The sequence below is a fragment of the Acinetobacter sp. MYb10 genome (assembly GCF_002980175.2).
GTDB lineage: Bacteria > Pseudomonadota > Gammaproteobacteria > Pseudomonadales > Moraxellaceae > Acinetobacter > Acinetobacter guillouiae.
In genome coordinates, this window is sequence record NZ_CP058272.1 from 1,906,955 (window position 1) to 1,918,820 (window position 11,866).

General features: G+C 38.4%; 13 protein-coding genes. All 13 read right to left on the reverse strand.

The window, feature by feature from the left end; translation table 11 throughout:
- Positions 1-27: 27 nt before the first annotated feature.
- On the reverse strand, positions 28-4,449 hold the full coding sequence (locus CQZ96_RS08935) for a tape measure protein (protein WP_105713156.1): 4,422 nt from the start codon (positions 4,447-4,449) through the stop codon (positions 28-30).
- Positions 4,450-4,543: 94 nt separating this feature from the next.
- Positions 4,544-5,353 carry a DUF4882 family protein gene (locus tag CQZ96_RS08940; protein WP_105713157.1) on the reverse strand — a complete coding sequence of 270 codons (810 nt, stop codon included), beginning with the start codon at positions 5,351-5,353 and terminating at the stop codon, positions 4,544-4,546.
- 138 nt (positions 5,354-5,491) lie between these two features.
- A complete protein-coding gene (locus CQZ96_RS08945; RefSeq protein ID WP_171287893.1) occupies positions 5,492-5,644 on the reverse strand; it encodes a hypothetical protein in 153 nt (50 codons plus the stop codon).
- A gap of 407 nt (positions 5,645-6,051) precedes the next feature.
- Positions 6,052-6,537, reverse strand: coding sequence for a hypothetical protein (locus tag CQZ96_RS08950; RefSeq protein WP_105713158.1), 486 nt, complete (start codon positions 6,535-6,537; stop codon positions 6,052-6,054).
- Between the two features lie 2 nt (positions 6,538-6,539).
- On the reverse strand, positions 6,540-7,454 hold the full coding sequence (locus CQZ96_RS08955) for a phage tail tube protein (RefSeq protein ID WP_105713159.1): 915 nt from the start codon (positions 7,452-7,454) through the stop codon (positions 6,540-6,542).
- Between the two features lie 64 nt (positions 7,455-7,518).
- On the reverse strand, positions 7,519-8,028 hold the full coding sequence (locus CQZ96_RS08960; protein ID WP_105713160.1) for a Rha family transcriptional regulator: 510 nt from the start codon (positions 8,026-8,028) through the stop codon (positions 7,519-7,521).
- Positions 8,029-8,262: 234 nt separating this feature from the next.
- A complete protein-coding gene (locus tag CQZ96_RS08965) occupies positions 8,263-8,673 on the reverse strand; it encodes a hypothetical protein (protein WP_105713161.1) in 411 nt (136 codons plus the stop codon).
- Positions 8,670-9,050 carry a hypothetical protein gene (locus tag CQZ96_RS08970; protein ID WP_105713162.1) on the reverse strand — a complete coding sequence of 127 codons (381 nt, stop codon included), beginning with the start codon at positions 9,048-9,050 and terminating at the stop codon, positions 8,670-8,672. Before CQZ96_RS08970 ends, CQZ96_RS08965 begins: the two co-directional genes overlap by 4 nt.
- Before the next feature lie 208 nt (positions 9,051-9,258).
- On the reverse strand, positions 9,259-9,618 hold the full coding sequence (locus CQZ96_RS08975) for a hypothetical protein (RefSeq protein WP_035372415.1): 360 nt from the start codon (positions 9,616-9,618) through the stop codon (positions 9,259-9,261).
- Between the two features lie 62 nt (positions 9,619-9,680).
- Complete coding sequence (locus CQZ96_RS08980) at positions 9,681-10,049, reverse strand: glutamate 5-kinase (RefSeq protein ID WP_105713163.1); 369 nt, start codon at positions 10,047-10,049, stop codon at positions 9,681-9,683.
- Complete coding sequence (locus tag CQZ96_RS08985; protein ID WP_105713164.1) at positions 10,049-10,432, reverse strand: hypothetical protein; 384 nt, start codon at positions 10,430-10,432, stop codon at positions 10,049-10,051. The genes CQZ96_RS08980 and CQZ96_RS08985 overlap by 1 nt, the downstream gene beginning before the upstream one ends.
- Before the next feature lie 7 nt (positions 10,433-10,439).
- A complete protein-coding gene (locus tag CQZ96_RS08990; protein ID WP_105713165.1) occupies positions 10,440-10,850 on the reverse strand; it encodes a hypothetical protein in 411 nt (136 codons plus the stop codon).
- Positions 10,851-10,891: 41 nt separating this feature from the next.
- Positions 10,892-11,863 carry a major capsid protein gene (locus tag CQZ96_RS08995; RefSeq protein ID WP_105713166.1) on the reverse strand — a complete coding sequence of 324 codons (972 nt, stop codon included), beginning with the start codon at positions 11,861-11,863 and terminating at the stop codon, positions 10,892-10,894.
- Between the last annotated feature and the right edge of the window lie 3 nt (positions 11,864-11,866).

An 11,866-nucleotide genomic window follows, 5' to 3' on the forward strand; every position in this document is an offset into this window, starting at 1 on the left:
AAGAAGGAAAAAAGCCACCTAGGTAGCTTATCTTCTTCTGGTTGCAGTAGTGTTCTGTTGAATAGATTTAGAAATCTGACTGTTTGGATTTCGAAGCTGACCAGTAACAACTCTTTCTGCGACTTCCTGAATTCGAATATCCAACGAACCATCACTACCAGTTGAAACTTGAGCAGTTGTGCCTGGCAAAGTATGGACATTTACAATGGGTTGGGAATTCCCACCTTTGCTTCTAGCGAGATATTCTGAAATACCATTATGCCCTCCTGTTGGCTGTCTAATCATTCCCCCCTCTGCATATTTAGCATTATGAGGAAGATCACCAGTTTTATTCATATATTCAAGATTAGCCAAACCAATCCTAGATACTGCTGATGCTTTTAACATGAATTCGCCATTGGATGCCCAAATTGGAATATCATCACTCGTTCCTGTACCTTTGCCTGTGATGTGTCCGCCAGATGCAAAACCCGCAATAGTTTGCGTACCTATAAGAGCAGCACTTGCATACCCATTCGCCCTCATTAATCCAGATAATGCCATGCCAGCGACAGGGCCAAGTCCAATTGGTGGCGGTGCTAAAGCAGCTGCAGAAGCTAAATTTCCATAAATAATTGCTTGAGCTGCTGCCATGAGTTGCTGAACTATGAACATTGATTTGTAAGTTGCAGAATTTTCACCTTCCGTTTTCTTAATTAAATCAGTATAGCCACTCCAAGTTGATCCTGCGGTTGATAACATATTTCCATATAAGCCCATTTGGGAATCATATGCTTGCTGATGAAGTACTTTCTCATCCTCAATCCCTTTCATTTTGATTAAAAGAAGTTGATTTTGATAGTTTTGCTCAGCCTGTAACAACATTTGATTACGTGTTTCAGCATCATTCACGAACTGATCTTTATCATCCTTCTTATTAATATCCTTAACAGAATTTTGATAAGAATCATAAGCACCACCAACAGAAGAGCTATACTGATTTTGGAATTGCCACTGTGCAAGTTCTGTTTGAGTCATTGTGTTTTGTGCCATTACCTCATAATAAGCACGTTGCAACTCACCAGTTTGCTGTTCTAGAGCTGCTTTAAACTCATTGAGTTTGTCTTGTTGCAGTCTATGGTATGCCGCTAGTTCGTAGTCATGAAGTTGTTTAAGAGCAGCCTTATACTTAGCCTTACTCTCTTCACTATACTTACCTTCGGCATCAAGCCTTAAAACATTAGCATCGTAGGTATATTGAAGCTTCTGTGATTCAGTATATTTGTAGCCATTTAGGTCATAATCTTGTTGAAGATCATTAAGTTTCTTTTGTGCTTCAAATCGAGTAGTTAACTGAGCTTCATATGTTTTCTTTTCATCACCAGATAAAGCCGAATTTTCATGAATCTTCTTGAGTTGATCCTTATATTCTTGCTCCTCTTGAAGACCTTTAGACATAAAATCCTTACGGATTTTTTCGGCTTCTTCTTGGGACTTTTCAAGTAGCTTTACCTGATCATTTAAGAGCGATTCATAGTCTTTAGAACTCCCTGAAAAGCCGCTAATACCCCCCATATAGCCATAATAATCTTTGATGTACTGATTATTATATTTACCAAGATTTTTGCCTTTTTGGACATTTCCCTCACCCGCATGATAGGCACGAACAGCCTTCTCTACGTTTCCATTGAAAAGTTTCAATAGATATGAAAGATATTTTGCAGCACCTTCGGCAGATTGCGCTAAGTTATAACGATCTTTAACGCCATACTGATCACCAGTTCCTTTAAGAAATTGGAAACCACCTGCAGCACCAGAACCTTTGTTATATGCATTTGCATTACCACGAGATTCAATCATATGAATCGCAGACAACATTCCGCTTGGTAGCCCATACTTGCCTTCTAGTCCACCGAAGTTGTATTTAGCAGCATTAACCTTAACTTTTTCGTTGACCTGTAAGACTTTAAGTTGCTTCTCAAGCTCTTTAGTTCGATCTTTTTCGGATTTACTTGCTTCATCCGATAGTGTTTTACGCTTCTGATCTAAGACCCATAGATCATTTAAAATTTTAGCTTGCTCGGTGGTTAACTGAACATCTCTTTCAATTTTGTTCTCTTTTCGCCAATTAAGTGCAAAATCAGCAAAAGTTGAAGCTTTCTGTTTATCACCACCAATATTTTTCAATTCTCGATTATAAGTATTAATCCAATAATTATCGTCAAGCATTGATTTGTTGGCAGATTTTCGGAGTTCACTTAGTCTCTGTTCATTGGCCAATTGCTTCCGTTTCTCTTCTGTTACCTCTTTTTCAGCAGCTAAAACACCTTGATGCTGACTTAAATAAGTATTTCTAAAATCAATTTGCTTCTTAAGCTCAACGTTCACACCAGCTACTGAATTCTTGTAGCTATCCGCTTGCTTTGATTGAGCAATAAATGAATCAATTGTTTTTTGAGGAATTGGAAGATTTTCCAAAAATATCCGCGATAATTGCGTTGCTGAAATTGTTCCTTTGCTATAACTATCTAGAGCATTTTTAGCAATAATTAATTGTTTTGCTGAGGCACCAGAATTTTCACTGATTTGAAGAAAGGATTCAGCTGATTTAACAATTGACTCTTTAGAGTTTGAATATGACTCATTTAGACGCTCAGACTCGTTTGTTAGCTTTGAAATTTTGTCTGCATTTTCCTCATAAAGACCTGAAGCTTTAGCCATATAGCTGTTTGCTAATTCTTTCTGATAACCAAATTCACGTGCTGAACTTATACCCTCATCTAATTGAGCAAAATAACGCTGCGCACTTTTAATCTCCCCATCTGTAAATAATTTTGATTTACTCAGATTCTGAAGTGCAGCAGCTGTACTTAAACCTTCTTCCTTGATCTTTTTAAGTTGATCAAGCATTAGGTTTTGACGTTTAATTTCTTCATTACTTATTGACTCAGAATTACCTGTTACCATTCCCAATAAGCTATCTCTAGCTTTTGAAACATCAGATTGTGATTTTTTGATTCTTTTATCAATTTCATCCATTTCTGAGATAAGTTTAGCTGCTGATAATTTACTATATTCAGCTGTAATCTCTCTAACCGATTGCTTTTGAATATTAAGAGAGTTTGTAGCTGAGTCTGTATTGTCTCTCATTAAAAGCATTGATGCGCCAACGGCCGCAACAATACCTACTAATCCCCCAGCTCCACCAAGTAATCCGAGCAAACCACGACCAGCTCCCATTGTTGCATTATTTGCTACAGCTGATCTTGCTCTAGCTGCCGCTAAAGCATTTTCAGTAGCTGTTAATTCTACGTTGATGGCTGCTTGCTGTTGACGCAATAACCCCATTCTCAATTCAGAATTAATTGCACCCTGATCTGAAATTTGTTTTTTCTTACGAGCTAATTCTAGTTTCAACTCTTCGATAAGTTGCGCGCGTGTAGCTTGAAGATTAACTAATTTAGCCTCCGCGCCTGCCAATTCTTGTGCTGCGGCTACTTTTTCAGCTTCAATCGCTGCCCATTGAATAGCTGTTTGTTCAACTAATTGGGTAGCTTTTCCATATCCTGCAACTACACTTTTATAAAGTGCAGGAATATAAGTGCCAACCCAATAAGCACCACCGATCATAGCAATGTTGGTTACATTGTTAAGGTTTTCTGCGAGTAAAGTTAGAGATCCTGAAATTGCATTTGCAGCCCCACTCCCTTTACCAGCCTCACCAACAAACTTAGTGACTTCATTGGATAATTGCGTGAATGACTGAGCAATAGTGAAATCTGTTTTGCCGAATAGTTCATTTACTGAGCTACGTGCCTTTGTTAAAGCATCAACAAGTACATCACCTGTAATCTTTCCTTCTGCAGCAACTGAACGTAATTGACCTACTGTGATTCCCATACCTTGAGCAATTGCCTTTGCAAGTCCAGGCGCTTGCTCCATAACAGAGTTAAGCTCTTCACCTCTTAGAACATTGGAAGCCAAAGCTTGTGAAAATTGAACTAATGCAGCTTCTGCCGAAGCAGCTGAACCACCACTAATTGCGATTGCTTTAGCAACTGTGTCAGTTAATTCTGCAGTTTTCGCTTGAGTAATGTTTAAACGCTGTGCATTGTCGGAAAAACGTTGATAGATCTGTGCAACCGAATCCCATGCTTGTGCAGTGTTTTGAGCGATTTTGAAGGTATCGTTCATTGCATTATTGAGTTCAGATTGGCTCTTAGTGACTAATTTAAGCTTGTTGTTTAAACCAGTATAAGTATCCACCTTAGCGATCGCAGTACCAACAGTCACAACACCTGCCAAATACCCTGCCAACTGACGTGCTGCCACTGACATAGAGTTCATTGAAGTAGTTGCGTAATTACCAGTGCGTTCGATACTTTGTAGCTCTCGATCTAAAGCACGTGCATTACGTGCTGCTTGTTCTGAGCTAATTTCAATAATGAGTGTGCTGCGTTGTTCAGCCATTTTTTACTTTCCTACGGATGAAAAAAAGCCCGCAGGAAAGGCGGGCTACAGGTATAAAAAAACCTCCCGAAGGAGGTTAAATAAATTTCAGCTTTTAGATTGTATTACCACATACATCCTTTGCGCCGGTTGGGTAGGTTTGGGTCATCTTTGTTGAATCTGTGATTAACTCCACTGAGAATTGCTTATTAGCATCCAGGGAAGCAATATTTTGAGAAAGTGCATTTAGCATAACCCCAAAATTTTTCGCCTTACTTGGAAGAGTATAAACATATCCCTGATTTACCCCATTTACAATTAGACCAATTTGATTTGAAGATTGATTAACATAAATACCAATTTTTTGTGGTAGTGATGAATTTGAAACTTGAGAGCCATTTAAATTATTAAGATTGACCTGCGTTACACCTTCGGCTATCAATGAAAACCAGAATTTATTAAAAGAATTATTGCCATCATTACCATTTGTGTAAAATGTTGCTATTTGAAACATTTTACCATTCTCCATATTTCCACCAAAACTAATTGGTGTGGACAATCCACCCTGACTAAGTGTTGAGGGAACTTTGTAGTTAAATTCTATTGCAACCATACCAGTTGAAGGGAGTATTTTATCTCCTAAAGTTCCACTATTAGTCTTTAAATACTCAATAGAATTATTAGCATAAGCACTACTTGTACCATAATAAACCATAACATCTCCTGCTGATCCAGCAGGCATTACTGATTGTAAAGATAAACCAATCTTTTGATTTGAATTTTGAGGAAAAAGTGCAAGATTAGGGACCGAGTATCCTGCTAAAGTTTGTATCTGACTCAGGGATGCGTCAAAATTATAAGTACAAGCACTCCACCCACTCATGCTCACTAATCCTGTTGCTAACGCGATAGTTAATTTTTTCATTATTCATTCCTTTTATTTTGAAAATAAAATATAGAACAATGAAATAAGTTATGCGAAATAAATCCGATAAAGCTTTTTACTCTTCAATAAAAACTGACCTTTTAAAAGATCGGTTTTATGGTTTGATGATCATGTTTATTACCACCAGCGTATGGCAGCAATCACTGCCGCGATTCCAAATAATACTGATGCAATAATTGCGGCAGTTGCTAATTTGTTACCAGCTTTATCAGCACCTAATTCGCTCATTTTTCCGTCTACCTTTAATTGGTTTTTAGGGGTATAATTCATATATGTTCTAATCCTCAAGTGTGCGTTGTGGGTTGGAAACAAAAACCCCAAGAGCTGTGAACTCTCGGGGTTTTGTTTTGGAATCAAGAAAACCATACGAATATTGTTCTCTCTTATACGTGCACCTCTAAATAAAATTTGTTAGAAGTTTTGATTAAATAGCTCTCATGCCTTATTCATTTCACTCAAGTACTTCCCATCCAGCGCAAAAATACACTGAACAAAAAGCCCTCGATCCAAGTCACAACCGTACAAATCAAAATAGCTTTTAATGTCGGCAAGAGTGAGTGAGTCATAGAACCCACCACCCTGCGGAAAAGCAATAAAACGTCGTGCTTTTGAAATTAAATTAAAGGCTTTGATGATGTGATTTGCTGTGAAACTTGGCTCTAAACGCTCAGGTGGTTTTATGCCGAGCTTTTGGTAGACTTCTGCTGTTTTTTCTTCGCACCATTTGATGTTTCTTTGTTCGTAGTGCTTGAGGACTTTCCCACTTCATCAGCAATCTCTTCAGTCTTAGAGTCATGGATCACTTTAGCCTTTTCCATGATGAAGACAATAATTTCAAGAGATTGCTTCGAGCTTGTACAAATCAGTTCAGCATTTTGCGCGCTGTATTCGATTGGCTTTTTATCTTTACCGACTAGCCCCACCCAGCCGAGCAATAAATGTGAAACAGCTCGGTTAAAACCTAATTTGGCTTTAACTGCACCCTCATCTGTAACGGCCTTAATGCCTGCAAGCTCTTGCTCAGCTTGAATTCCATTGAGTTCAAGTGAACGTTGAAACGATGGCTTATCAATACTCGCAATGAGTAGTTTCACGCCTTCTTTAAAATCAAACCATTCTTGAACGTATTCAATGGACTTCTGTTCTTCGATTTCAATTAACATGATTAAGGCCCCACAACTACAGGAATACGTGTAAGAGTCGGTGCAACATCCGCGACTGTGAATGAGAACTGAGTAGTTAATACATCACCAGCACCACCACTTGGCAAAGGCGCAGATACTTGAACCTTAGGTAGTTTGAGTGTGTATTTATTACCTGCAGTATCTTTCAATGAATATTCAAGGCCGATCGGCTCATTTAAGAATTGTTTTTCATAAAGTTCTGCAGTGTTTTTGGACCATGCGATTGTGAAGTTACCACTGCCTTTCATAATGGTTTCTAAGATTGCGGCAATGTTATTTTCATAGTCTAAGCACTTCTGAATTTGCATTGTATTATCAAGGGTTAATTCAATCTGAGTGATGCACATTCCTGGTTTCTTTTCACCATCAATAAGGATGTCACCAGTGGATAGACTTGTTAATGGAACAGCATCCACTGCAGGTGTTACGGTACCAGTCGGTGCAACCTCATAAGCTGTGCGCTTCATTCCCATAATTGCGAATTTAGAAGTCACAATGCCACTATCAGGAATCGATAAAGTCCACTGGTTAATGTGGCAACCGGTGAAAACTTGGAAGTTATCGATATCACTAAAGCCACGGATAATTGATAGGGTTTTTCGAGTAGTGCCACCAAATGTTAAAACATTGCTATTCCAAGCATTGAAGGCAACTAGCTCTAAGACTTTATCCTGAATCCCATAAGCCCATTCAGATTCAATATCGCCTTGCACCTCAACACCAGTTACTAACGTGCCAGCTGAGATACGTGAATCTTTAATCGTTTGCGATTCGGTGGTTTGTGCTGATGCATCCAAACCATTGGTGGTAAATGCAAATGTATTCCAAGTTGTTGCAATCACACCAGGTGATGCTTCAAAACCAACTCGGGTTAATTGTTTAGCTCCAGAACTCATCAAGTTCTCCTTAATTTAGGCATAAAAAAACCTCCTTTAAGGAGGTGTTGGTTTGTAAAACTATTTATTCAAATAAACATGGTTGCATCAAACGTTCTACTTCTTTGATTGCTCCAACTAATGTGTCACGTTTCTTTCGATAACTTCCTAGAATATGCCCAGCTAAACTCGCATCTGCTTTTTCTAAATCCAATTGCAAACTAAGCTTATTATGGATATTTGCATGTGATTGATATTGAGAATTCAGATATTCTTTTGTCTTATAAAACGCTTGAACTAAAGCACACTTAAAATCTACAACTCTTTCTGTATTGCGCATTAGTGTCATCAGAAACGTTGCATGTTGTTCGTTTAAGATGGCAATTCTTCTAGATTGAATACCACCTTCTGTTTCAAAGGGTCGCATTTCAAATGCCACCCTTCCAAATTTATTAAAGTGATGGATATGCGTTTTGATTAACTGCATCACAGCTTTGTGATTCGCTCTCGCACCATCTGCAATATGTAACGATGTGGTCAAAGCCTTTTCATTTTCCACAATCACAATTTCTTGTGTCGTTAGTACGTTTGACATGGTTTACTCCTAGATGCTCAATTGATTTAAACCATTCACCTGAGCATCAATAAATTGTGGTGAATGGCATAGGTAATAAAAGAGCCAACAAGAAGATGCAATGAGTAGTCGAAACGACCATCTTCCTTTCAGGAGCTACCCTAGTTGGCTTGGATGCCATATTTCAGGCATTAAAAAACCTGTCACTAAGGACAGGTTCGTTTAAAAGTAATTCAGGTTTGTTGTGTGATTAAGCTAATTAACTCGAAACTCAGCTCTCACTATCTTTGCGTAAAAATTATCATCATCCATATCTTGTGGTGCATGGACTTTATAGACTTCAAGAAAAGAAACACCAAAGGATTGTAAGAAATCACGCCATTTAACACATAGATTTGTCATTTCAATCGTGCCTGTATTCTTTGGTGCAAAGCATTGAATTGAAATAGTGCCTATATCTCGAATACAGGGTTCATTTCCAATACCTGCAATCAAACTATCTCCATACTGAATATAAACTTTGCACCAAAGTTTATTTGATGGTGGATCAAATGGTTTGCCATCTGGAGTTTTCTGATTTTCTATCCGAAGATTCGTTTTTTCCACCCCAGTAAATTGACCTATTCGCTTGTATATCGCCAATTCAGCCTCTGATAAAGTCATCATTTATATCTACTCGTAACTGACTGGAAAGTAATTGAATATATGCCTAAAGGAGCTTGTCCTGAATGTCCATTTTCGAGAGCAATTGCGTAAGGTAAATTATTGCTAATAAATACTCTCATCCCTAATTGAACACTCAGTATTTTGGCCATTCCTTCTGCTATGGTTGTGGTACCTAAAGTATCTTTTTTCTGAAAGTCTTTAGTGTAATCCACACTGCCAATTGAAACTCGATTGTTGCCTCTGAAAGCCCCTGTATCAACTGGACTTCTAAGAATTACACCTTGAAGCATTGCAGCGGTTATTTTTCTTTGTAACTCAGAGCCATCACGCAATACTTGGAGTGTGAATTGTGATGGTCGTAATCCGTTCCAGCCCATTTAACACCTCGAAAGATTTTCAGTAAGCTCCCTTTCGTCATATGAATTATGAATATAAACACCATCTTCATAGATAGGATCACATTTACAGTCAGGATTTTGGTCATGAGGTTTTTGTCATTTTCAGGGATTACATGAATCGAGTCATGTATTTCGATCACTTTCCACATTTTTCACCCATTAAAAAACCCACCTAAGTGGGTATAAATTATTCATTAGCAGCAATACATTCTTTAAAAACACTATCATGATAATTTTTTACGGCTTGCTTTTTGAGTTTTTTATCTTCAGGTACATCAATATCATAAACCTCAGATGTAAACATTGCAGTTAAGCCACTTTGATCAGCCAAGTATCTTTTCTTGTTTTCATCAGAGCTATTTTCGCTAGCAAGTCTTAGCTTTTGGATTTCTTCCATCATTTTACTTTTGGGAACTCCATTGACTCTATTATTCATTACCTTTTGTGCTAATTCAGATATCCAATTACAGGTATTATTTACCTCTGCATTAGCTTGAAAGGAAAGCACTAATCCGACGATGAAATAAATGAAGATTTTTTTGTTCAAAGTTGAATGCCCATTTTTGAATTACATTAAAATTATCAGATAAATAAAAGACTGTCTAATTACTAAACTTTCCTCAACTGGCAAACCCATATACTTCCGCTTGGATCTTTACCTACATTCAAAATTTTGAATTGACCACCTGCCACCCAAACATCATCAATCTGAGGCACACCCGTTACTTCATTTTGAAGCACAGTAGCCTTGATGTCTTCAACTTGGTAATCAATAGGTTTAACCAATTCACGCTTATATGACCCAAATACACCACGTCCAGAGTATTGTTCAATAGTCACAGTAGGATAAGTTTGTGTTTCAAAGTCGAAATCACCAGATTGGATTTCTTTGGAGCAAGTGAAAGTTGTTATGGCATCAGCTAAATCAGTATCAAAAGCTTCAGCAATATCGGTCTGCAATTCGTCTCTCAATCCCATCACAGTTTCCTTACAATTTGAACACGTGATTTTTTGGTATAAGGCTTAATCAAATCCCAAATGTATTGTTCAGTTGCATTTATTGATTTGGAGCCATCTTGGTATACCTTTTCACTTTCAACACTGTCAGCTTTGACTCGTTTGGATTTAAGATCTTGGTCTTTATCGATATAGAGTTTTTTATCAATGATGCCTTTAATGATTTCAAAAGATGCATCTTTTAAATCTTGTGGCACATCATCAACATTTTCATAATCTTTAACATTGCGAGCGATTAAATATGCTCGACTTTTCTTTAGAAGTTGAGCCTTGTCACTTTCACTTTGGCTGGTCCAAGTATCCCCAAGCGCTTGCTCAACTTCTGATTCAGTGACAAAACTCATGACTCACCTACTTTGCTTTGGTTGTTTTCGGTTTTTCTTCATCCGTTTTATCGGCGTTTGCTTCCAATTCGGTGATACGGGCTTTCATTGCTTCAATGTTATTTTGGAATGCAATAAATTCACCTTTTGATGTTTGAAGCTGGTCTAAAGCTTCATCACGTTCTGCAACCACTTTTCTACACTCAGCTTTTGCTTCATCAACAACAGCCTGTAATTCAGGCGTGATGCCTACATTAACTTGAACTGATAGAGCCTGAGCATTTAAGAACGCATAGGCTTGTTTTACTGCTTCAGCATTCGGGAATTCATCATCCACTTCAACCGAAGTTGCAGCAGAAATAACACCTAAAAATGAAGTGCGATAGCAAACATTTAGCTGCTGATTTTCAGGAATTGTATTTGTATAAATAACTTTCACTTTATTCTCCAAAACAAAGGCGACCGAAGCCGCCAAGTTTATTAAGGTGTACCTGAGATTACCGCAGCAAAAGGCACAAGTTTACGATCAAACACACGCTCCCAATTCGCAGCATTTGCATACTGAGCAATTGTTGGAGTTTTATTTGGATCTTCCTCACCTTTCCATGAAAACCCGGCAGGCTGCAAGATGTAAGTCTTACGCTCCACGATGATTTCCGAACCACCACCGTTACCACCTAAGGCATCACGCTGAACTTCGACTGGATTGGTTGGAGTACCCTCACCATAACCGAAGGCACCCGTACCAAAGAACATTGAAAGATATTGGTTTGTGCCATAAGTAAGACCATCATCCATAAAGATTGGCTTACCAAGGTAAGTAGTTAAGATGATGTTGCCTTGAGAGTCTTTCACATACTCAATCAGGTCTTTTTGCACCATCTGCTTCATCACAACAGAGTGCACGCCAATTGCAGCAAACTGATCAGCTGCATCACCAGCGGTAAATGCTGCATCCTGCATAGCTGTAGCTGTCATCGTTGCACCTGCATCAATAACCATATCACCTGAGTTGTTTGCAAGGTTCGATGCAATCACACCACGAGCAGCACCCAACAAATAACGTTGCCATTGACGCTCCCAATACTTCCCATAACGGTTGCGAATGTGTTGCATTGGTTCGCTATTGGCAAGCTCAGTCGTTAAATCTGACACGCCATATGGTTTGTTAAGATAGAGAGTACGTGCTTGCATCTTGCCTTGCGACGCTTTACCCACTTTACCTTTTTGATCTGGATCATCTGTAGAGACGTTTGCCTCTTCATTGGCATCTAGATCCTGCCAATAAGAAATTGTTGAAGTGCCTTGACCATTATTTGCAATATCGCTCAAAGCTGGGTTTTTAGTAACGATTCCTGACTGATAAACTGCCGTTTTTTCAGGTGAGTTCACTGGATCTAATGTTTGGTAGTAATCCCCAACAAAAATATCCGCAATACGAGTAGCTGGCATAAA

Coding starts and splice junctions, on each gene's coding strand:
- CQZ96_RS08950 (WP_105713158.1), bottom strand. CDS start 6,537: ATGTTAATTGAAATCGAAGAACAGAAGTCCATTGAATACGTTCAAGAA.
- CQZ96_RS08965 (WP_105713161.1), bottom strand. CDS start 8,673: ATGATGACTTTATCAGAGGCTGAATTGGCGATATACAAGCGAATAGGT.
- CQZ96_RS08935 (WP_105713156.1), bottom strand. CDS start 4,449: ATGGCTGAACAACGCAGCACACTCATTATTGAAATTAGCTCAGAACAA.
- CQZ96_RS08980 (WP_105713163.1), bottom strand. CDS start 10,049: ATGGGATTGAGAGACGAATTGCAGACCGATATTGCTGAAGCTTTTGAT.
- CQZ96_RS08940 (WP_105713157.1), bottom strand. CDS start 5,353: ATGAAAAAATTAACTATCGCGTTAGCAACAGGATTAGTGAGCATGAGT.
- CQZ96_RS08955 (WP_105713159.1), bottom strand. CDS start 7,454: ATGAGTTCTGGAGCTAAACAATTAACCCGAGTTGGTTTTGAAGCATCA.
- CQZ96_RS08985 (WP_105713164.1), bottom strand. CDS start 10,432: ATGAGTTTTGTCACTGAATCAGAAGTTGAGCAAGCGCTTGGGGATACT.
- CQZ96_RS08960 (WP_105713160.1), bottom strand. CDS start 8,028: ATGTCAAACGTACTAACGACACAAGAAATTGTGATTGTGGAAAATGAA.
- CQZ96_RS08995 (WP_105713166.1), bottom strand. CDS start 11,863: ATGCCAGCTACTCGTATTGCGGATATTTTTGTTGGGGATTACTACCAA.
- CQZ96_RS08970 (WP_105713162.1), bottom strand. CDS start 9,050: ATGGGCTGGAACGGATTACGACCATCACAATTCACACTCCAAGTATTG.
- CQZ96_RS08945 (WP_171287893.1), bottom strand. CDS start 5,644: ATGAATTATACCCCTAAAAACCAATTAAAGGTAGACGGAAAAATGAGC.